Below are 21,676 nucleotides of genomic sequence, written 5' to 3'. Positions count from 1 at the left end.
GATTCGGGTGACGGCGAGTTCTGGATCTTTTCTCAGGCGGGCGCTCGACCGCCTCACCCACAAGCGATCCATCGGTTTCGGCCTGGAATATATCGGGCTGGCGACGCTGCGCTATCCCCGCCTCGCCGCCCTGGCGGTGCTCGCCTTCACCATCCTCGCCTTCTCCCAGGTCCCCAGGGCCAATGTGGATGGCGACCTGCTGCGCGTCTATGCCCATTCGGGCGAGCACTACGACGCCTATGCCCATCTTTCCGAAACCTTCGGCACCTTCGAGAACGACATCTATGTCCTCGTCACCTCCGAGCGGCTGGTGGACCCCGAAATCCTCGAGGAGATCCGCAGCCTCGCCTTCGAGCTTGAGCTGGACGACTACGCCGTGGGCACCATGTCGCCCTTCACCCTGCGCAAGCCGGACGCGAATGGCGGTTCGGTGCCGGCGGTGCCCGAGGACCTGCTGACGCCCGACGAGGTGGCGATGGCGCTGATGGACCTGCAGCAGCACGACCCGATGATGCGCAACCTGATCACGCCGGACCTGACGGGCGTGGTCATCATCGTCTTCCCCGATCAGGCGAAGGTGAAGCAGGACGGCGCCAAGGCCATGATCGCCAGCCTGCGCGAGACCATCGCCTTCTACCAGTCCGACGCGGTCAGGATCGATCTGACCGGGCCGCCGGTCTGGACCTCGGAAATGCTCAATGCCGCCGTGGACGACCAGGTCCGCTTCACCGTCTGGGGGTTCGGGCTCGGCGCCGCGATCGCGCTGCTGGCGCTGCGCTCCTTTTTCGGCGCCATCATCGTGGCGGCCACGCCCTTTCTCGCGGTGATGTGGACCATGGGCACGATCCTTCTGTTCTTCGGCTCGTTCTCCTTCCTCACCATCATCGTCACCACGCTGGTGCTGGTGATCTCCTTTGCCGAATCCATGTTCTTCGTCTTCAACTGGCTGGCCTTCTGGCGCGACGGCATGGAGCCCAACAAGGCGGTGGACGCCACCGTCAAGCTGGTCGGGCCGGCGGCGGCGCTCACCATGCTCACCACCTTCATCAGCTTCGCCTCGCTGGCCCTGACCCCGGGCCAGGGCATCCGCGAATTTTCGGCGGCGGGCGCCATGGGCACCTTCCTGCTGTTCGTGTGCCTGATGAGCTTCATGCCGCTGCTGCTCAAGCTGGCGATCCGGCTCGGGTTCAGGGCGCCGCCCAAGGTCAGCCCGGTGCTCACCGCGCCGCTGCCATTGAGCTGGTTCCTCGCCAGCCGCTATGGCCGCCCCCTCTCCATCGCCGCCATCGCCGTCACCATCGTGCTGTTCATCCCCTATGTGCTGATCAAGCCGCAATTCTCCTTCGAGGATTTCGTGGCCAGGGATTCCACCGCCCTCTCCGCCGCCGCCGATATCGACGAGGGCGTGGGCGGCGTGGCGCCGCTTTATATCAGCGTTCCCCTGGACGAAATGGACCCCAATCTGGGTCCGGCGGATTTCGACAGGGTCGCCAGGGTCCACGCCATCGCCGAGCGGCATCTGGGCGAGAACAAGGTCATCTCCGCCGCCAGCATGACAAGTTACACCGACAACGGCTTCACCCGCGAGGAGGTGTTCGAGGCGGTGGGGCCGTTCATGAAGCGCCGTTTCATCTCCGATGACGGGTCCCAGGCCCTGGTGACCGGCTTCATGCCCACCATCATCGAATCCGACCGCCTCAAGGAGCTGGTCGACGAGCTTCAGGCCGACATGCGGGCCGCCGGCATCGCCGACGCCGAGATCGGCGGCTTCCGCATCCTCACCACCTTCGCCACCGACGATATCGTCACCGGCCTGCAACTGGACCTGACCCTGTCGGTGATCGTCAATCTGGGGCTGATCGGCTTCGCCTTCCAGTCCTTCCGCGTGGCCTTCGCCTCGGCCATTCCCAATCTCTTTCCGGTTCTGGGCACCGAGGCCTGGCTGTATTTTTCCGGCGCCGGCCTGCAACTGACGACGGTGATCGCCCTCACCATCGCCTTCGGCATCGCCGTGGACGACACCGTGCACTTCCTGTCGCATTACCTGCACGCCCGGCGCAGCGAGGGCATGACGCATGAGGATGCGGTACGCCATACGCTCAACCGCATCGGCGGCGCCATCGTGGCGACCACCATCATCCTGTGTTCGGGCGTGGTCATCGTCACCTTCTCCGAACTGCCCCAGGTGGCGCTGTTCGGCACGCTGTTCGTCTCCACCCTGGCCTTCGCGGTCATCGGCGATTTGTTCATCCTGCCGGCCCTGTTGATCGCCGGCGGGCGCTTCTTCCATCCGCTGGGCCGGATCGGGGTGCGCATGGCCGACGACGAGCCCACCCCCGACGACCCTATGGGCGATACCCACACCACGCGCGGCGGAAGGCCCGCCGAGCTCGATCGGCCGACGCCCATATGAACCGGCCCGCCGCCGCCTCGCGCCTTGCGGCAATCCCGCATCAATCGGGGCCGATCCGCCCGAAGCGTTCACTTTCCGGAGAAATCCATGCGCAAGAGGCGGGCAAATTTGCTAGAGCATGGGCCGACAGCGGGAATCGGCGTGCCGGCGGCCCGCTCCGGTATGGATGCCGGACAGCCGGGGGGCTCGTTTTGGCAATTCGGAGGCAATGTGCCATGACCGTTTCTCGATCCCTGATGCGCGCTTTCGCGCTGGCGGGTGTGCTGTTCTCCGCCGGGCTCGCCCCGGCCCTGGCGGCGCCGGCCGATGTCGCCTTGCTCAAATCCTATATCGGGGAATGGCGCGGGCGCGGCGTGCTCATCGGCGCCAACAAGGAAAGCGTGGTGTGCCGCCTCTCGCTCACCCAGGGCAATCAGGACAAGGTGAACTATAACGGCCGCTGCACCCTCGCCGGCTCCAACCTGTCCGTTGCCGGCACGCTGGCCTATGTCGAGACCAACAAGCGCTTCGAGGCCGCCATGACCTCCAACGCCACCTTCACCGGCATCGCCGTCGGCCAGAAGCGCGGCTCCGGCCTCATCTTCAATCTGCGCGAGCGGGAAAAGGACGAGGCCGGCAAGGACATGAACATCTCGGCCCAGATCCAGCTCAACCGCGACGCCATCCAGGTGGTGTTCGAAGTGGTCTACATCGAATCCGGCGACAGCCTCCGCGCCGAAGTCCCCTTCAGCCGTTAGAGCCCTTCACTGTCAAGCGGATCAGCGCTTTCTCGCTCCCTTCCCCCTGTGGGAGAGGGACAGAATAATCGGCGTCCAGCAAATCATTCAGGATGAGGGGTGGGCCCACCCCTCTCTCAATGAAAAGGGCGGCCCTCAAGCCGCCCCATGTCGCTCCGTTCAGAACGGAATGTCGTCGTCCATGCCGCCCGGCTCGAAGGCCGGTGCATTGCCGGCGGGCGGGCGGCCGCCTCCCGGGCTCTCGCGCACGCCGCGGAAGCCGCCACCGCCGCCCCCGACATCGCCGGAACCCTCGCCCCGTCCGTCGAGCAGCACCATGGAGGAGTTGAAGTTCTGCAGCACCACTTCGGTGGAATATTTGTCCTGGCCCGACTGATCCTGCCATTTGCGGGTCTGCAACTGGCCCTCGAGATAGACCTTCGAGCCCTTGCGCAGATATTGCTCGGCGACGCGCGCCAGGCCTTCCGAGAAGATCACCACGCGGTGCCACTCGGTCTTTTCGCGCTGCTCGCCGGTATTGCGGTCGCGCCAGCGCTCGGAGGTCGCCACCGACAGATTGACCACCTTGCCGCCGCTGGGCAGGTTCCGCACGTCCGGGTCGGCACCCAGATTGCCCACCAGAATGACCTTGTTCACGCTGCCAGCCATGGCGCTCTTCCTTCCAATTCAGCCCCGCCATGCCGGCATGGGGCGCTTTCCCGCATGGGGCCCGGCGGCGCCTTGCGGCGCGCGGCCCGGCCCGGTCGGCACACAATAAACCTTTCGGCCCGCGGCACACGCGCCATTTGCGGTTCTGCACAGCCCGGCGCCACTGTTCCCCATATGTTCTCAAGTGCACGGTAAAAGTCAAGCCGCGCCGCCCTGCTGACACCCCATGTCAGCACGCTGGCCTATGCCGCCTTGACCGAATCCCGTCCGTTCTGGTTACGTTCACATATTCGTGGGGCGGGCTGTTGACTTGCAGGCGACACGGCGGAGGCTTATCTGTTGGCCTTCGCCCGCCCCTCCTCCCCGGCGCGACATGCAACTGGACCGAGAATGACCGACAAGCCGAGCCTCAACCGCGAAATCATCGTGCGCGGTGCCCGCGAGCACAATCTGAAGGGCATCGACGTCAAGCTGCCGCGCGACAGCCTGATCGTGATGACGGGCCTGTCCGGCTCGGGCAAATCCTCGCTGGCCTTCGACACCATCTATGCCGAGGGGCAGCGGCGCTATGTGGAATCCCTGTCCGCCTATGCGCGGCAATTCCTCGAAATGATGCAGAAGCCCGATGTCGAGCACATCGAGGGCCTCAGCCCCGCCATCTCCATCGAGCAGAAGACCACCAGCCGCAATCCGCGCTCCACCGTGGGCACGGTCACCGAGATCTACGACTATCTGCGCCTGCTCTATGCCCGCGTCGGCATACCCTATTCGCCGGCCACGGGCCTGCCCATCGAGAGCCAGACCGTCAGCCAGATGGTCGACCGCACGCTCGAGCTGCCCGAGGGCACGCGGCTCTACCTGCTCGCCCCCATCGCGCGCGGCCGCAAGGGCGAATTCAGGAAGGAGCTGGCCGATCTGATGCGCAAGGGCTTTCAGCGCGTCAAGATCGATGGCGACTATCACGAGATCGAGGACGCCCCTGCCCTCGACAAGAAGTTCAAGCACGATATCGAGGTGGTGGTCGACCGGCTCGTCGTCGCTCCCGACATTGCCGGGCGGCTGGCCGAGAGTTTCGAGACCGCGCTCAAGCTGGCCGATGGCATCGCGCTGGTCGAATTCGCCGACGAGCAGAACGAGGACGGCACCCCGCGCCAGCTCACCTTTTCGGAAAAATTCGCCTGCCCGGTCTCCGGCTTCACCATTGCCGAGATCGAGCCGCGCCTGTTCTCCTTCAACAATCCCTTCGGCGCCTGCCCGGTCTGCGATGGCCTGGGCACCGAGCAGAAGATCGATCCGGACCAGATCGTCCCCGATCCCACCCTGTCGCTGCGCGACGGCGCCATCCTGCCCTGGTCGAAGACCAGCGCCCCCTATTACCAGCAGACGCTGCAAGCCGTGGTGAGGTATTTCGGCGCCTCCACCGGCACCGCCTGGAACGAGCTGCCCTTCGAGGTGCAGCATGCCGTGCTTTACGGCACCGACCGGACCAAGATCGATTTCGTCTATGACGACGGCCTCAGGCAGTACAAGACCTCGAAGGCCTTCGAGGGCGTCATCGGCAATCTCGAGCGCCGCTACCGGGAAACCGAAAGCGCCGGCATGCGCGAGGAGATCGAGAAATACATGTCCGCCAAGCCCTGCGTGGCCTGTGGCGGCTATCGGCTCAAGCCCGAGGCGCTGGCGGTCAGGATCGATGGCCTGCATGTGGGCCAGGTCACCGACATGTCGATCCGCAACGCCTCGCAATGGTTCATCGATCTTTCGGCCAAGCTGACCCCGACCCAGAGCCAGATCGGCGAGCGCATCCTCAAGGAAATCCGCGAGCGGCTGAAATTCCTCAACGATGTGGGATTGGAATATCTCACCCTGTCGCGCAATTCCGGCACCCTGTCGGGCGGCGAGAGCCAGCGCATCCGGCTGGCCAGCCAGATCGGCTCGGGGCTGACCGGCGTGCTCTACGTGCTCGACGAGCCGTCCATCGGCCTGCATCAGCGCGACAATGCGCGGCTCCTGGAAACCCTCCAGCGCCTGCGCGACCTGGGCAATACGGTCATCGTGGTCGAGCATGACGAGGACGCCATCCTCACCGCCGACTATGTGCTCGATATCGGCCCCGGCGCCGGCGTCAATGGCGGCCGCATCGTCGCCGAGGGCACGCCCGCCGACATTCTCGACCACCCCGATTCCCTGACCGGCAAATATCTCTCGGGCCGCATGGGCATTGCCATTCCGCCCGAGCGCCGGCAGGGCCGCAAGGGCAAGGCGCTGTCCATCCGCGCCGCCGCCGGCAACAATCTCAAGAACGTCTCGGTGGACGTTCCGCTGGGCCTGTTCGTGGCCATCACCGGCGTTTCCGGCGGCGGCAAGTCGACGCTGATGATCGACACCATGTACCGGGCCATCGCCCGCCGCCTCAATGGCGCCCGCGTCGTGCCGGCCCCGCATGAAGCGCTGACCGGGCTCGAATTCCTCGACAAGGTCATCGATATTGACCAGTCGCCCATCGGCCGCACGCCGCGCTCCAATCCGGCCACCTATACCGGCGCCTTCACGCCGCTGCGCGAATGGTTCGCCGGACTGCCGGAAGCGAAAGCGCGCGGTTACGGGCCGGGGCGGTTTTCCTTCAACGTCAAGGGCGGCCGCTGCGAGAAATGCGAGGGCGACGGCGTCCTCAAGATCGAGATGCACTTCCTGCCCGACGTCTACGTCACCTGCGATGTCTGCAAGGGCAAGCGCTACAATCGCGAGACGCTGGAAGTGCAGTTCAAGGGCAAGTCCATTTCGGACGTGCTCGACATGACCATCGACGAGGGCGTCGACTTCTTCTCCGCCGTCCCGGTCATCCGCGACAAGTTCGCCACGCTCCAGCGGGTGGGGCTGGGCTATGTCAAGATCGGCCAGCCCGCCACCACGCTCTCGGGCGGCGAGGCGCAGCGCGTCAAGCTGTCCAAGGAGCTGTCGAAGCGCGCCACCGGCCGCACCCTCTACATGCTGGACGAACCGACCACCGGCCTCCACTTCCACGACGTGGCCAAGCTCCTCGACGTGCTGCACGAACTGGTCGAGGGCGGCAATACGGTCGTGGTCATCGAGCACAATCTCGAGGTCATCAAGACCGCCGACTGGATCATCGACCTCGGCCCCGAGGGTGGCGACGGCGGCGGCGAGATCGTGGCCATCGGCACCCCCGAGGAGGTCGCCGCCAATCCCCGCTCCCATACCGGTGCCTTCCTCAAGCAAGTCATGGAACGCCGCCCCCATTTCACCACCAGGGCGGCGGAGTAGGACGCGATGCCCTACCCCTCTCCCTCGTGGGAGGGGTTCTCTCCACGCCCACGATGCTTGTGGAAAGTCAGGCGGAATCGGTGCCTTTGCTCCCCTCCCCCCTGAGGGGAGGAGTCGGGGGTGGGGGTCCTTCGGTGATCCGCAAGCCCCCTTCCCCAACCGCTGGCCGCCGCTTCCGTCAAAACCTGAAAGCCTCTAGATCAGCCCCATCCGCGCCAGTTCTGCCGCCAGTTCCGCCGAGTTCTCGTTCGCCCCGGCCTCCAGGTCCGGCGGGGCGTCTTCGGGGCGCAGATAGCGCCAGCCCTGGAACGGCCGCTTGGGATAGGGCACGGTGCGCACCAGCGTCGGCGCCATGATGATGTCGCAGTAATTCTTGCCTTCCGCATTGGTATAGGGCGCCAGCCGCAGGATCGGCTGCCGGCAGGCGACGGCGCCGGCGATCACCCAGTAGATCGAGGACACGCCCTCCATCTCCGCCCGCCGCTTCGGCATCATGCGGGTGCGGTGCACATGCACGTCCTCGCCATAATCGGCGTCCCACCAATGGGCGCGCTCGTCGCGATAGCTTTCCAGCTCCTCCACGCTGGCAATGCCCACGCACAGCTTGATCATGTGGATCATGCCAGCGTTCCCGGCTTCACGCGGCCCTGGATCACGTCGATCTCGTCCTCGTCCACCACCCAGGCCTCCTGCAGCGCCAGGCCCAGCCATTCCTGGAAGGCCGGCAGCGCATAGATCGCCTCCACATAGCGCCCGGCGACGTCCGAGACCGGCAGGTCATAGGTGCGCAGCCGCGTCGCCACCGGGGCATACATGGCGTCTGCCGCCGTGAATTCGCCGAACAGATAGGGCCCGTCCGAGCGCGCCAGCAGCCCGCCCCACAGCGCCTCCAGCCGGTGCAGGTCCTTGCGCACCGCCTCCGGGTCGACCTTGCCCGGATGCGCGGCGCGCAGATTCATTGGCGCATGGGTACGCAGGGCGGTGAACCCGGCATGCATTTCCGCCGCCGCGGCCCGGGCCAGCGCCCGGCGCTCGCGGTCCGCCGGCCAGATGGCCCGGTCGGGGAAGCGGTCGGCCAGATATTCGATGATGGCGATGGTCTCGGGCACCGCCAGTTCGCCATCGATCAGCAGGGGAACCTTGCCGGTGGGCGAGCGGGCGGCGATGGCCTCGCGCCATCCCGGCCCCGAAAGCTGGAGCACCTCGTCCTCGAAGGGGATGTCGAAATGGCGCAGCACCAGCCAGGGGCGCAGCGACCACGTGGAATAGTTCCGGTTCCCGATCAGCAGCTTCATGGCTTTCTTACCCCCATATAGAGAAGGGCGCCCGGCCTGGGGGCGCCCTTCTGGTAATCTTCTGAAGTGAATAACTCCAGCGTCTTTTCTAGACGCCAGCAACTACGGAGAAAACCAGCCCCATGGATAAGAGGCATACCAGCGCCCAGCTCATCGTCTGCCAGACATTGGCCTTGGGTTGACTGCGCATAGATCGCTCCTTGTCAGTCGTCCACTCCGGCGTTCGGGCTCGAGTCCCGGCGCCGGTATGGAATCGTTAACCGTCCGGCAGATGGGAAGCAAGCGACCAAACTGCAACACTCCACAGCCATCAAATTGTCCTCGCACCGCCTCAAAACAGTCCGAACCACAGCCCCGCAATGCCCAAAAAGGCAAAGAAACCAATGATGTCGGTGATGGTGGTAACGAAGACGGCCGAGGCGATGGCCGGGTCCGCCCTGAGCCGGTCCAGCGTCACCGGAATGAGAATTCCGAAGGTTCCGGCCACGATCATGTTGATCACCATGGCGCTGCCGATGACGGCACCGAGCGCCATGCTGCCATAGCGGAAGGCCGTGACGACGCCGATGAAAATGGCGAAAATCACCCCATTGGCGACCCCGACCACCATTTCGCGGCGAATCAGCCGCCTGAGTCGTCCGCCCTCCAGCTCGCGCATGGCCAGGGCGCGCACCGTCACCGTCATGGTCTGGGTTCCGGCATTGCCGCCCATGGAGGCGACGATGGGCATCAGCACCGCCAGCGCCACCATCTGCTCGATCGTGGCGTTGAACAGCCCGATGACGAAGGAGACGAGCACGGCGGCGACCAGGTTGACCGACAGCCACGGCATGCGGCTCTTCACCGTGTCGAGGGTGGTGTCCGACACCTCCTCGTCGCCCACCCCGGCCAGCAGCTTGATGTCCTCGTCGGCTTCCTCATGGATCACGTCGACGATGTCGTCGATGGTCAGCACGCCCACCAGCCGCCCGTTCTCGTCCACCACGCCCACTTCCACCAGGTCGTAGCGCTCGAAGCTGCGCGCCGCCTCCTCCTGGTCCTCCAGCGCGTCCACCAGCACCTGGCCGGTATTCATGATCGCCTCGATCCGGGTGGCGCGCTTGGCCCGCAGGAACTTGTCCAGCGGCAGCGTGCCCAGCACCTTGTAGGCGGCGTCCACCACATAGAGCTGGTAGAATTCGTCCGGCAGGTCCTGGTCGGCGCGCAGATAGTCGATGGCCTGCCCCACCGTCCAGAACGGCGGAATGGCGATGAAATCGGTCTGCATCCGCCGCCCGGCGGAATCCTCGGGAAAGTCGAGGCTTCGCTTCAGCGCCAGCCGCTCGAAGGCCGGCAGGGCCGAGAGAATCTCGTCCCGGTCCGCTTTCTCCAGGTCCTCGAGCAGGAACACCGCGTCGTCATTGTCGAGTTCCGCCATGGCGCGGGCGATCTCGGCATTGGGCAGGGCTTCCATGATTTCGAGGCGGATGCTTTCGTCCACCTCGGTCAGCGCCGAGAAATCGAACCGCTCCCCCAGCATCCGCACCAGCGCGATGCGTTCCTGCGCCTCGAGCTGTTCGAGCACGTCGCCCACATCGGCGATGTGCAGCGGCGCCATCACCAGCGCCATGTCCTCGCTACGCCGGCCGAGGATGAACGCCTTCAGCCGCTCCAGCCAGAGCGCGCCGATCTGGCCCTCTTCGTCGCGGAAAGCGTCGCTCGCCACCCAGGTCTCGCCACCGGGCGGAATGTCGGAATCGTCACTCATCGGGAGCCCTTTGCGTGTCCTGGGGGTTTCAGGGGCGGGACAAGCTGTAGCCAATCGTCCTGCGTTGCGCCAGTGTCGTCCTCGCGCTTTTTCGCCGTTTCGGGGAGATGATCTTCAAATGACCGACAGCCCTTCCCTCGACACCAGTTTCGCCCGCCTGCTCCGCCTCGCCGCTGCCCGCAACCTGCCCGGCGTGGAGCGATCCACCAGCTACCGCACCCCCGCCCTCGCGGTCGGCGGCGTGGCCTTTGTCCGCCTGCTCGATCCGGCCACCGCCGTATTGCAATGCCCGGTCGACCAGAAGGTTCTGCTGATGGAAATCTCGCCCCACATCTATTTCGAGACCGAGCACTATGTCGGCTACGACGCCATGCTCATCGACCTCGAAAAGATCGGCGACGAGGAACTCTCGCTGCGCCTGCACGACGCCTGGGTCTTCAAGGCCCCCGAAAGCCTCAAAAAGAGCATCGATTAGAGCATCGGGCGTTGGCGTGGAATCGCTTCTCTCCTCGCGGTCACCACCGGGACGCGTGTAAAGCCCGGTAGTGACGATGGGGAAGGCGATTGTTGCCTGCCGAACGCGCCGTCCTTTCGCCGCCACCCACCCCACGCCATCCCAGGCAGCCGCCCCGACGCCCCACCAGCCCTAAACCCATCTCCTTCGTCATTGCCGGGCTCGTCCCGGCAATCCACCTTTGCAATGCTCCCCTGGATTGCCCGGACAAGTGTAAAGCCCGGAGAGATGCCTGACAGGTGTTCGGAGACATGCCTGACAGTCAGTTCTGGGTATTGAGATCGATGGTTGCGACGGGGATGGCGCCGAAGCAGATGGTGTATTTGCCGTTCTTGTGGGTTGGGCGGAGGGTGGGGGTGAGGCCTACCCCATCCGCAAGCCGCTCTCCCGGTTGAAGGCGTGCAGCGCCGCGAAGGGCAGCGTGAACTCCACCCTCTCGGTCTCGTTCGTGCCCGAGCGGCCCTGCTGCACCAGGATCAGCGTCTGCTCCAGTCCGGCGACGCGCACATAGAGGTGGTTTTCCCCGCCCACCGGCTCGATCAGCTCCACCTTGCCGGACAGCGGGATTCCGTCCGGAACAGGGCCGAAGGCGATGCCGTCCGGCCGGATGCCGACGATGTCGGTGCCCCGGGGCAGGCTGGGCAGCGCCGCGCCGGCGAGGCCCGCCAGCGCCTCCACCGGCAGCAGGTTCATCGGCGGCGAGCCGATGAAGCCGGCCACGAACAGGCTGGCGGGCCGGTCGTAGAGCTCGATGGGCTTGCCGACCTGCTCGATGCGCCCGCCATTCATCACCACCAGCCGGTCGGCCAGCGTCATCGCCTCGAGCTGATCGTGGGTCACATAGACGCTGGTGGTCTTGAGCGAGCGCTGCAGCCGCCGGATCTCGATGCGCATCTGCCCGCGCAGCTTGGCGTCGAGATTGGACAGCGGCTCGTCGAACAGGAACGCCTTGGGCTGGCGCACGATGGCCCGTCCCATGGCCACGCGCTGGCGCTGCCCGCCCGAAAGCTGGCGCGGGCGGCGCTCGAGGAAGGGCGCGATCTCGAGGACCCGCGCCGCTTCGGTGACGCGGCGGTCGATCTCGCCGCGTGGGGTCCCGCGGTTCTTCAGCCCGTATTCGAGGTTCTGCCGCACGCTCATATGCGGATAGAGCGCGTAGTTCTGGAACACCATGGCAATGTCGCGCTCGGCCGGCTCCTTCCTGTTGACCACCTCGGCGCCGATGGAGATCGTGCCTTCGCTGATCGTCTCCAGCCCGGCGATCATCCGCAGCAGGGTGGATTTTCCGCAGCCCGAGGGCCCCACCAGCACCACCATCTCGCCATCCTCGATTTCGAGGTCGAGCCCGTGAATGGCGGTGACATTGCCCGGATAGACCTTGCGGACATGTCTGAGGTCGATATTTGCCATCTGGCTATTTCTCCGTTTCCACGAGGCCTTTGACGAACAGGCGCTGCATGAGGATGACGATGAGGACGGGCGGCAGCATGGCCAGCACCGCGGCGGTCATGATGATGTTCCATTGCGGATCGACTTCCTGGGCGCCGGCCATCTGCTTGACGCCCATCATCAGGGTGAAATGCTCTTCCCGCGTCGTCACCAGCAGCGGCCAGAGATATTGGACCCAGCCGAAGATGAACAGGATGATGCACAGCGCCGCGATATTGGTGCGCGACAGCGGCAGCAGGATATCGAAGAAGAACTTGACCGGCCCGGCCCCGTCCACCCGCGCCGCCTCCATCAATTCGTCCGGAACGGTCATGAAGAACTGCCGGAACAGGAAAGTGGCGGTCGCCGAGGCGATCAGCGGAATGGTCAGCCCGGCATAGGAATTGAGCATGCCCAGATTGGCCACCACCTCATAGGTGGGGATGATGCGCACCTCCACCGGCAGCATCAGCGTGATGAAGATGATCCAGAAGGCCAGCACCCGGAAGGGGAAGCGGAAATAGACGATGGCATAGGCCGAGACGATCGAGATGGCGATCTTGCCGGCCATGATGATCAGCGCCATCAGCGTCGAATTCCACACCATCACCCGGAACGGCGGCAGGCCCGGCGGATCGAAGTTCCACACCTTTTCCAGATTGGCGAACAGCTCGCCCCCCGGCAGCAGCGGCGCGCCGGTATTGAGCACGGTTTCGGTGTGGGTCATGGCGATCACCGCCACATAGACCGGGAAGGCGACGATGACGACACCCAGCACCAGCACCAGATGCGTCAGGAGATTGAGGAAGGGACGGTTCTCGACCATGGGGTGCCTCAATACTGCACGCGCCGTTCCACATAGCGGAACTGCACGAAGGTCAGGAGGATGACGAACAGCATCAGCACCACGGACTGCGCCGAGGAGGAGCCGATATTGAGGCCGATGAACCCGTCCGAATAGACCTTGTAGACCAGGATGTTGGTGGCCTGGTTCGGCCCGCCCTCCGTGGTCGCGGCGACGATGCCGAACGTGTCGAACATGACGTAGTTCACATTGACGATGAACAGGAAGAAGGTGGTGGGCGAGAGCAGCGGGAACACGATGGTCCAGAATCGCTTCCACGGCCCGGCGCCGTCTATGGCCGCCGCCTCGGTCAGCGAATGGGGCACCGACTGCATCCCCGCCACGAAGAACAGGAAATTATACGAGATCTGCTTCCAGCTCGCCGCCACGATGATGAGGATCATGGCGTGGTCGCCATTGAGGTTGGCGTTCCAGTTCACCCCGAAATAGCGCAGCACGAAGGGCAATATGCCGGTGGCGCTGTTGAACAGGAACCACCACAATATGCCTGCCACCACCGGCGAGACCGCATAGGGCCAGACCAGCAGCGTCGTATAGGCCTGCGCCGAGCGGATCAGCCGGCTCACCGCCACCGCCAGCACCAGCGCGAAGCCCATGGAAATGGCCGTCACCGCCACCGCGAACAGCGCCGTGCGCCCGATCGAGGCGAGGTAGTACGGGTCCTGGAACAGGCGCAGATAATGGGTCAGCCCGACGAACTGGGTGGACATGCCGAACGGGTCCTGCCGCTCGAACGAGGATTTCACCGCCTGGCTGGCCGGCCAGATGAAGAAGATGAAGGTGATGATCAACTGGGGCGCCACCAGCAGATAGGGCAGCCCCTTGTTGGGGAAAATCGTTCGCTTGGTTTCCATCGTCCGCCTGTCCGGATGGTGAAAGGCCGGCCCCGCCGGAGCCGGCCTTTCGATAGGGTGAGCGCGCTTACTGGTTGGCGGCTTCGAATTCGCGCAGGATCTGGTTGCCGCGCTCGACGGCGGAATCCAGCGCTTCCCTGGCGGTCTTGGAGCCGTTCAGCACGGCCTGCAGTTCCTCGTCGGCCACGGTGCGGATCTGCGGCATGTTGCCGAAGCGCACGCCCTTCGAGTTCTCGGTGGGCGGGTTGAGGTTGATCTGCTGGATGGCGATGTCCGAACCCGGATTGGCGTCGTAATAGCCCTGTTCCTGGCTCAGTTCGTAGGCGGCCAGCGTAACCGGCAGGTAACCGGTGGCCTGGTGCCAGGCGGCCTGCACTTCCGGCGAGGACAGATAGGTCAGGAACTGCGCGACGCCTTCATATTCGGCGTCCTCGTGGCCGGCCAGCGTCCACAGCGTGGCCCCGCCGATGATCGAGTTCTGCGGCGCGCCCGCGACGTCGCCGAACACCGGCAGCATGCCGAAGCCGACCTCGAACCCGTCGGCATTGGCCAGCACGCCGGCGCGCGAGGCCGAGGAGTTCATGTAGATGGCGCATTCGCCCGAGTAGAATTTCGGGGCGTTGTCGGCGCCGCCGGCGGTGCCGCCATAGGAATAGACGCCGGACTGCTGCCATTCGGCCAGCTTCTCCCACAGGCGCACGGCCAGGTCGTGGTTGAAGGTCAGCTCGCTGCCCAGGCCCCCGAAGCCGTTCTCCAGCGTGCCATAGGGCACGTTGTGCAGGGCCGAGAGGTTTTCCGTGCCCAGCCAGGTGGCGGTATAGGCCATGGTGAAGCCGCATTTTGCGGCGCCGGCGTCGATGATCTGCTGGCTGAAGGCTTCGATGTCGTCCCAGGTCCTGGGCGCCACGTCCGGGTCGAGGCCGGCGGCTTCGAAGGCGGTCTTGTTATAGTAGAGGATCGGGGTCGAGGAGTTGAACGGCATCGAGAGCATGTTGCCCTCGGTGTCGGTGTAATAGCCCGTCACCACCGGCAGGTAGGCGCTCGGGTCGAAATTGCTGCCATGGTCGGCCATCAGTTGATAGACCGGATAGACGGCGCCCTTGGCGGCCATCATGGTGCCGGTGCCCACTTCATAGACCTGCACGATGTGCGGCTGCTCGCCGGCGCGGAAGGCGGCGATGGTGTTGACCATCGATTCCTCGTATTCGCCGCGATAGGAGGGCACCACCACATAGTCGGACTGGCTGGCGTTGAAATCGGCGGCGATGCCTTCCAGGCGCGCGCCCAGTTCGCCACCCATGGAGTGCCACCAGTTGATTTCGGTCTGCGCGAGCGCCACCGAAGTCGAAAGCATCAGCGAAAGGGCGGCGAGGCCCACGCGGTTCACGGTCTTCATGTCAGTCTCCCAATAGGCCGGCCCGGCACCGGCCGGACCTGTCATCTGCGGCGCCGGGCCGGAGAGACGAAACCATCCGAAACCAACCGAAACCACCGGCGCGCCGCGGTCTCTCTAGTCAGCGCGCTTGACGCTTGCTTGAAGCTTTGATGAAGGATCGATGACTTCACACCGGCCGCTTCGCGGCGAAATCGCTCCGGTGGAGCGATTTCAGGTGTGAAGGCCATGAGAGCTATGCTCGAATGGCGAGGCCCCAAAAACAAAAAAGCCGCCCGCAGGCAGCTTCCTCGTCGTCACCGAAGTGACATGGTGCGGTCGAGAAGACTCGAACTTCCACGCCTCGCGGCACAGCGACCTCAACGCTGCGCGTCTACCAATTCCGCCACGACCGCACTGTGTGGTAGAAGCTTCTGCGCCAGCGGCACCGAAGCGAGTGCGGTGTAGCAAAGCTCCTCCACAACCTCAAGCGGATAAATCGTCATTCTTCCGGCTTGTGGAGACTTCGGCGCCGCCGCCGGCGGACGGTCCGGCCGGCGCTCCCGGTTCAGCCGCCCCGGGCGGTCTTTTCGGTGACGAAGACGCGCAATTGCCCTTCTTCCACATTGACCTCGCCTTTGGCGACCAGCGTATTGTTGGCGTAGATCCTCAGCGGATCGTCCTCGGTGGCGTCCAGTTCGATCACCGCGCCGCGCCCCATGCGCAGCAAATGGTGGATCGGCATGGTGGTCGCGCCCAGCTCCACCGTGATATCGACTTCAATATTGTCCAATGTGTTCATAGATAAGACGTTCGAGCGAGATGATCCGCGCCCCGCGTGCGGATTCGGTAACGAGGAAAGTCGGTCAGCTCTGGTTATGGAAGTGTTAACGAGCCCGGACGAAACGTGCCAAAGCGGCGCAAAACTCTGGCGCGGCGACGGCCAGGCGGTCGAATGGCGCATTTTCGAGGCGCCGCTCGATTATCCGGCGGCCCTCACCATGATGGACGAGCGGGTCGCCGCCATCGCCGCCGGAACGGCGCCGGAGGCGGTCTGGCTGCTCGAACACCCCCCGCTCTACACCGCCGGCACCTCGGCCCGGCCCGGGGACCTGCTCGATCCGCGCTTTCCGGTCTACCCCGCCGGGCGCGGCGGGCAATACACCTATCACGGCCCCGGCCAGCGCGTGGCCTATGTCATGCTCGACCTGACGCGGCGCGGCCGCGACATCCGCTGCCTGGTGCAGGGGCTGGAGCAATGGGTCATCGACACCCTCGCCGCCCACAATATCGCCGGCGGGCGCCGCGAGGGCCGCGTCGGCGTGTGGGTCCCGCGGCCCGAAAAGGGTTTCGGGCGCGAGGACAAGATCGCCGCCATCGGCGTGCGGGTGCGCAAATGGATCACCTTCCACGGCATTTCCCTCAATATCGCTCCCGATCTTTCCCATTATGACGGCATCGTGCCCTGCGGCATCGCCGATCAGGGGGTCACCTCCTTCGAGGATCTGGGCGTGCTGCTGTCCATGGCCGAGGTCGATTCGGTGCTGCGCGCCCGCTTCGAAGCGATCTTCGGCCCCACGGGCTGAGTTCCCTCTGCCGGCCAACGCCGCATGGATAAATCCGCGCCTCCGCTCCCTTCGCCTCCCTCCCAGGGAGTGTTTACTTTGGACCCTCCTGGATTGATTTTTGTTGCCCACACAAGCACTTTGCTGCCCTCGGGCTTGACCCGAGGGCCGGCCTGGGCGTCCTGAAACCCGGGTTTCCTGCACGTGGATAGAGGCCCTCGGGTCAAGCCCGAGGGAAGCCCCCTGTGGGGAAATGAACACTCCCCACAAGCGTGAGGGGAACCCATCGGCATTCGTCGGCGATAGCCGTGCCCTTGCTCCCCGCCGGAGGAATGAATCCACGCTTCGCAACGCGTCCCGCCGAACTGCCGGTGGCGAGGAGTCTTGTCAGGCCGATTCGAAAATGGTGTTTTCGGGGGGAAGCGCCGGACGGCGCCCTTTGGCCCGCATGGCCCAGACTATCGAGGACAAGATGACCCTGGACGATCTCAAACGCCTCCTGACCCGTCAGACCCTGTTCCGTCTCGATGCGATCCTGGCGCCGCGCCTGATGCCGATCCTTTATGCTTTGGGCCTCGCCGCCATCCTGCTCTGGGCCATCAGCCATTTCTTCTTCCGCTTCGGCACCGGTTTCGGTGACGGGCTCTGGGGCCTGCTCGAGATCGTGGTCTTCGGCCTGTTCGCCTTCATCGCCCTGCGCATTGGCTGCGAGGCGCTGCTGGTCTGGTTCAAGAGCCATGAGGCGGCCGGCGACACCGTGCAGCGCTCGCGCTATTCCGCCTCGCTGCTGGACGAGGTGCGCGACGCCATCCGCGACCTGGCCGAGGAGGGCGAGGAAGCCGACTACGCCGAGGCCGACGAATATTTCACCCCCGCCACCGAGCCCGTGCCCCACGTTCCGCCCGCGCCGCCCGCCCCACCCGCAGCGCCGGCCACCCCGGCCCCCGCGCCCGTTCCGCCGTCGCCGCCCGCCGCGGCCAAGCGCGCCCCCGCCACCAGGGCCGGCGAAACCCACAAGCCCCGCCGCACGGCAAAGCGCACCCCGCCCAAGCCGCCCGCCTGACCGCCTTTCCGGCCCCACCCCTCCGCCCCTCGCAACCCTGCCCCGCCCTGCTGGCAGGGCGGTCACATTGCGCAGCCGCCCGACTTTCTGTATGACGCGCCATCCAGACAGAGAACCGGACATCGACCCGCGCATGACCCAGGCGCCCAAAATCGGTTTAGTCAGCCTCGGCTGCCCCAAGGCGCTCGTCGACAGCGAGCGCATCATGACGACCCTGCGCGCGCAGGGCTATGCGTTCAGCCGCGACTACGAAGGCGCCGATGTGGTGCTGGTCAATACCTGCGGCTTTCTCGACAGCGCCAAGCAGGAGAGCCTCGAGGCCATCGGCGAGGCGCTCAACGAGAACGGTCGCGTCATCGTTACCGGTTGCCTCGGCGTCGAGGAGGACCTGATCCGGGAGACCCATCCCAGCGTCCTCGCCGTCACCGGCCCGCATCAATATGAAAGCGTGGTCAGTGCCGTTCACGACCACCTGCCGCCCGTGCCCAACAAGTTCGTGGACCTGGTGCCCGAAAGCGGCCTGCGGCTCACCCCGCGCCACTACGCCTATCTGAAGATTTCCGAAGGCTGCAACAACCGCTGCTCCTTCTGCATCATCCCCCAGATCCGCGGCGACCTGGTGTCGCGTCCCGCCGCCGGCATCCTGTCGGAAGCCGAGGGGCTGGTGCGTTCCGGCGTCAAGGAACTGCTGGTCATCTCGCAGGATACCAGCGCCTATGGCGTCGATATCAAATATGCCGAGAGCAGATATCGCGGCCGCCCGGTCAAGGCGAAATTCTACGATCTGGCCCGGGAACTGGGCGATCTCGGCGCCTGGGTGCGCCTGCATTACGTCTATCCCTACCCTCATGTCGATGCCGTCATCGAGCTGATGGCCGAGGGCCTGGTCCTGCCCTATCTCGACATTCCCTTCCAGCACGCCTCCCCTTCCGTGCTCAAATCCATGCGCCGTCCGGCCAATCAGGAAAAGACGCTGGACCGGATCAGGAAGTGGCGGGAAATCTGCCCGGACCTGGCCATCCGCTCCAATTTCATCGTCGGCTATCCCGGCGAGACCGAGGCGGATTTCGCGTTCCTGCTCGACTGGCTGGAAGAAGCCGGGATCGACCGCGCCGGCTGCTTCCGCTACGAGCCCGTCACCGGTGCCCCCGCCAACGCGCTCGAGGGCGCCGTGCCCGACGAGGTCAAGGACGAGCGTTTCGCCCGGCTGATGGAAGTGGCACAGGACATTTCCTTCGAACGGCTGCGCGCCAGGGTCGGCCGCACCATCGAGGTCATCGTCGACGACGTCCGCCCGGACGAGAACCGCGCCATCGCCCGCTCCAAATGGGACGCCCCGGAAGTCGACGGCCAGGTCATCGTCGACAACGCCACCGGCATCAAGATCGGCGACATCGTCCCGGTCACCGTCACCGACAGCGACGAATACGACCTGTTCGCCGAGCCGGCCAGGCATTGACGCCACGCCCCCGCCCCCCATCATTGCCGGGCTCGTCCCGGCAATCCACGCGAAGCCCCGCAGTGGCGCCGGACGGGGCATCCTCCTTCCTCCCTTTCCCACAGCCAAACCGTCGCGCCCCCCACAATCGGCTTATGCCCCGCGCGCCGATGCGACTATTGTGGGCCTGCCGCGTTATGTAGTCCGGTAACGGAGCAGCCCATGACAACCCCGCAATTGCTCGCCTTCCTGATCATTGCGGGTATGATGTTCGCCTTCATGATCGGCCGCTGGCGCTACGATATCGTGGCGATCTGCGCGTTGCTGGTGGCCATGCTGTCGGGCATCGTGCCGGCCGAGGCGGCCTTTACCGGCTTTGCCAATGACATCGTGATCATCGTGGGCAGCGCGCTGGTGGTCAGCGCGGCGGTGGCCCGGTCGGGGATCATGGAGCTGGCCATCCGCCGCTTCGCGCCCGACCTGCCCGGCCCGCGCGCCCAGTTGATCGTGCTGGTGGCCGTGGTCACGGTGCTTTCCGCCTTCGTCAAGAATATCGGCGCGCTGGCCATCATGATGCCCATCGCCTTCCAGATGGCGCGGCGCTCCAATGTCTCGCCCTCCATGTTCCTCATGCCCATGGCCTTCGGCTCGCTGCTGGGCGGGCTGATGACCCAGATCGGCACCTCGCCCAACATCATCGTCTCGGGCGTGCGCCAGGAATTGACCGGCACCGCCTTCACCATGTTCGACTTCACCCCGGTGGGCGCCCTGCTGGCGGTGGTGGGGGTGGTGTTCCTGGGGCTGTTCTACTGGCTGCTGCCCGAGCGCAAGCGCGAGCAGTCGGGCCTCGACAAGGCCATCGAGATCAAGAACTACACCACCGAGGCGCGGGTGCTGCCCGATTCGACTGCCATCGGCCGGACCGTGGCCGATCTGCATGCCGCCGCCGATGGCGCCGCCATGGTCACCGGCATCGTCAGCGCCGCGGGCCGGCGCCGCACCCCCCTGCCCGACGTGACGCTGCGCGCCGGCGACATCCTTCTGGTCGAGGGCGATCCGGAAGCGCTCGACAAGATGGTCAGCCAGACGGGCCTGTCCTTTTCCGAACGCCGGGGCGGCGCCGCCCGCGACAGCGCCAATGTCGGCGTCATCGAGGCGATCATCGGGGACAGTTCGCCCCTGATCGGCGCCAGCGCACAGGAGCTGACCCTGTTCGACCGCACCGGGCTCAACCTGCTGGCCATTTCGCGCCGCGACGAGCGGTTCACCGAGCGGCTGGGCCAGATCCGCTTCCGCAATGGCGACGTGATCCTGTTGCAGGGGCACCTCAAGCGCATTCCCGAGCTGCTGCGCGAATGGGACTGCCTGCCGCTGGTCGAGCGCGGCATCAAGCTGGGCAGCGTGCGCAGCGGCCTCCTGCCGCTGGCCATCCTCTTCGCCGCCATGGCCGCCACCGCGTTGGGCTTCGTGCCGGTCGCCCCGGCCTTCTTCGCCGCCGCGGCGCTGATGATCCTGTCCGGCGCCCTGCCGCTGCGCGAGGTCTATACCCAGATCGACGGGCCGATCCTGATCATGCTGGCCTGCCTGATCCCGGTCAGCGAGAGCCTGCAGGCCACCGGCGGCACCGATCTGGTGGCCGTCTGGCTGACCCAGCTCGCCCAGACCCTGCCCGGCTGGGCGGCGCTGGCGCTGATCATGCTCGCCGCCATGGCGGTGACGCCCTTTCTCAACAACGCCGCCACCGTCTTGGTCATGGCGCCCATCGCCGCCGCCTTCGCCACCGGCCTCGGCTACAGCCCCGAGGCCTTCCTCATGGCCGTGGCCATCGGCGCGGGCAGCGATTTCCTCACCCCCATCGGCCACCAGTGCAACACGCTGGTCATGGTGCCGGGCGGCTACCGCTTCGGCGACTACTGGCGCCTCGGCCTGCCCCTCTCCATCCTCGTCGTCCTCGTCGCCGTCCCCGCCCTGATGATCGTTTGGCCCTTCTGAGCGTTCCGCGCAGCGGACAAATCTCTCCAGTGGAGAGATTTGAGCGAAGAAGGCCACGAGAGCTATGCTCGAGTGGCAAGACCGTGCCTTCGGCAAAATCGCTCCGGTGGAGCGATTTTAGGTCAGAAGGCCATGAGAGCTACGCTCGAATGGCTATGGCGTTCCGCGTCCCGGGCACTCTCCCCTCCCCCTTGAGGGGAGGGGTCGGGGGTGGGGGTCCTACCGTGGCTCGCAAATCCACCCCCCAACCCTCCGCTCCGGGGAGCGCCGGTCGCCGCTTCCGTCAAAATCTGAACGCCGCCACCCCACCCACCGGGCTGCCCTCGGGCTTGACCCGAGGGCCACTGTCCACGCGCAAGAAACTCGAATTTCGGGGCTCCCAAGCCGGCCCTCGGGTCGAGCCCACTGCTGTCCGGTTAAATTTTCTGGACTACGTGCATGACATTGATTCTACTTCGTT

The 21,676-nt window shown here is 65.5% G+C and carries 18 protein-coding genes and 1 tRNA gene; 8 read left to right on the top strand and 11 right to left on the bottom strand.

The window, feature by feature from the left end; all coding sequences use genetic code 11:
* The first annotated feature begins 7 nt into the window (after positions 1-7).
* Both ACFOOL_RS13340 and ACFOOL_RS13335 read left to right on the top strand, forming a co-directional pair.
* Positions 8-2,413: an efflux RND transporter permease subunit gene (locus ACFOOL_RS13340; RefSeq protein WP_380097655.1), complete on the top strand. Its 2,406-nt coding sequence runs from the start codon at positions 8-10 to the stop codon at positions 2,411-2,413.
* Between the two features lie 215 nt (positions 2,414-2,628).
* Positions 2,629-3,150 carry a hypothetical protein gene (locus ACFOOL_RS13335; RefSeq protein WP_380097654.1) on the top strand — a complete coding sequence of 174 codons (522 nt, stop codon included), beginning with the start codon at positions 2,629-2,631 and terminating at the stop codon, positions 3,148-3,150.
* Positions 3,151-3,309: 159 nt separating this feature from the next.
* Here the strand turns inward: ACFOOL_RS13335 and ssb are convergent, their stop codons facing one another.
* Positions 3,310-3,798: a single-stranded DNA-binding protein gene (gene ssb, locus ACFOOL_RS13330; protein ID WP_380097653.1), complete on the bottom strand. Its 489-nt coding sequence runs from the start codon at positions 3,796-3,798 to the stop codon at positions 3,310-3,312.
* Between the two features lie 390 nt (positions 3,799-4,188).
* Between ssb and uvrA the strand changes: the two genes are divergently transcribed.
* Positions 4,189-7,083, top strand: a complete 2,895-nt coding sequence (gene uvrA / locus ACFOOL_RS13325) for an excinuclease ABC subunit UvrA (RefSeq protein ID WP_380097652.1) — start codon at positions 4,189-4,191, stop codon at positions 7,081-7,083.
* Positions 7,084-7,278: 195 nt separating this feature from the next.
* Here uvrA and ACFOOL_RS13320 read toward each other — a convergent pair whose 3' ends face one another.
* The 3 genes from ACFOOL_RS13320 to mgtE all read right to left on the bottom strand — a co-directional run bounded on the left by ACFOOL_RS13320 (position 7,279) and on the right by mgtE (position 10,125).
* On the bottom strand, positions 7,279-7,704 hold the full coding sequence (locus ACFOOL_RS13320; protein ID WP_380097651.1) for a DUF1489 family protein: 426 nt from the start codon (positions 7,702-7,704) through the stop codon (positions 7,279-7,281).
* Positions 7,701-8,378: a glutathione S-transferase family protein gene (locus ACFOOL_RS13315; protein WP_380097650.1), complete on the bottom strand. Its 678-nt coding sequence runs from the start codon at positions 8,376-8,378 to the stop codon at positions 7,701-7,703. Before ACFOOL_RS13315 ends, ACFOOL_RS13320 begins: the two co-directional genes overlap by 4 nt.
* 331 nt (positions 8,379-8,709) lie before the next feature.
* Positions 8,710-10,125: a magnesium transporter gene (mgtE, locus tag ACFOOL_RS13310; protein WP_380097649.1), complete on the bottom strand. Its 1,416-nt coding sequence runs from the start codon at positions 10,123-10,125 to the stop codon at positions 8,710-8,712.
* 118 nt (positions 10,126-10,243) lie between these two features.
* Here mgtE and ACFOOL_RS13305 point away from each other — a divergent pair, with 118 nt between their 5' ends.
* Entirely contained in the window at positions 10,244-10,600 is a 357-nt protein-coding gene (locus ACFOOL_RS13305) for a hypothetical protein (protein ID WP_380097648.1), read from the top strand.
* Between the two features lie 402 nt (positions 10,601-11,002).
* Here the strand turns inward: ACFOOL_RS13305 and ugpC are convergent, their stop codons facing one another.
* The 7 genes from ugpC to ACFOOL_RS13270 form a co-directional block, all read right to left on the bottom strand.
* Positions 11,003-12,049 (bottom strand): sn-glycerol-3-phosphate ABC transporter ATP-binding protein UgpC, encoded by a 1,047-nt coding sequence (gene ugpC / locus ACFOOL_RS13300; protein ID WP_380097647.1) that lies wholly within the window; start codon positions 12,047-12,049, stop codon positions 11,003-11,005.
* 4 nt (positions 12,050-12,053) lie between these two features.
* Complete coding sequence (gene ugpE, locus ACFOOL_RS13295) at positions 12,054-12,893, bottom strand: sn-glycerol-3-phosphate ABC transporter permease UgpE (protein WP_380097646.1); 840 nt, start codon at positions 12,891-12,893, stop codon at positions 12,054-12,056.
* 8 nt (positions 12,894-12,901) lie between these two features.
* Positions 12,902-13,786, bottom strand: coding sequence for a sn-glycerol-3-phosphate ABC transporter permease UgpA (ugpA, locus tag ACFOOL_RS13290; RefSeq protein WP_380097645.1), 885 nt, complete (start codon positions 13,784-13,786; stop codon positions 12,902-12,904).
* A 67-nt stretch (positions 13,787-13,853) separates the two neighbouring features.
* Positions 13,854-15,182, bottom strand: a complete 1,329-nt coding sequence (gene ugpB, locus ACFOOL_RS13285) for a sn-glycerol-3-phosphate ABC transporter substrate-binding protein UgpB (RefSeq protein ID WP_380097644.1) — start codon at positions 15,180-15,182, stop codon at positions 13,854-13,856.
* A gap of 307 nt (positions 15,183-15,489) precedes the next feature.
* A tRNA-Leu gene (locus ACFOOL_RS13280) sits at positions 15,490-15,574 on the bottom strand.
* Entirely contained in the window at positions 15,539-15,664 is a 126-nt protein-coding gene (locus ACFOOL_RS13275) for a hypothetical protein (RefSeq protein WP_380097643.1), read from the bottom strand. The genes ACFOOL_RS13280 and ACFOOL_RS13275 overlap by 36 nt, the downstream gene beginning before the upstream one ends.
* A 62-nt stretch (positions 15,665-15,726) precedes the next feature.
* Positions 15,727-15,960 carry a FliM/FliN family flagellar motor switch protein gene (locus ACFOOL_RS13270; protein ID WP_380097642.1) on the bottom strand — a complete coding sequence of 78 codons (234 nt, stop codon included), beginning with the start codon at positions 15,958-15,960 and terminating at the stop codon, positions 15,727-15,729.
* Between the two features lie 76 nt (positions 15,961-16,036).
* Here ACFOOL_RS13270 and lipB point away from each other — a divergent pair, with 76 nt between their 5' ends.
* The 4 genes from lipB (at position 16,037) to ACFOOL_RS13250 (ending at position 21,216) form a co-directional block, all read left to right on the top strand.
* The gene (gene lipB, locus ACFOOL_RS13265) at positions 16,037-16,744 is read left to right on the top strand and encodes a lipoyl(octanoyl) transferase LipB (RefSeq protein ID WP_380097641.1); all 708 of its coding nucleotides are present in this window, start codon (positions 16,037-16,039) and stop codon (positions 16,742-16,744) included.
* Positions 16,745-17,171: 427 nt separating this feature from the next.
* A complete protein-coding gene (locus tag ACFOOL_RS13260) occupies positions 17,172-17,786 on the top strand; it encodes a DUF4282 domain-containing protein (RefSeq protein WP_380097640.1) in 615 nt (204 codons plus the stop codon).
* A 133-nt stretch (positions 17,787-17,919) separates the two neighbouring features.
* Entirely contained in the window at positions 17,920-19,245 is a 1,326-nt protein-coding gene (gene rimO / locus ACFOOL_RS13255; protein WP_380097639.1) for a 30S ribosomal protein S12 methylthiotransferase RimO, read from the top strand.
* Between the two features lie 201 nt (positions 19,246-19,446).
* Entirely contained in the window at positions 19,447-21,216 is a 1,770-nt protein-coding gene (locus ACFOOL_RS13250) for an SLC13 family permease (RefSeq protein WP_380097638.1), read from the top strand.
* Positions 21,217-21,676: the final 460 nt, after the last annotated feature.

The organism is Devosia honganensis, assembly GCF_042648785.1.
Lineage (GTDB): Bacteria > Pseudomonadota > Alphaproteobacteria > Rhizobiales > Devosiaceae > Devosia > Devosia honganensis.
Note: the sequence above shows the minus strand (reverse complement) of the source record. Positions and strands in the feature narration are given on the sequence as shown.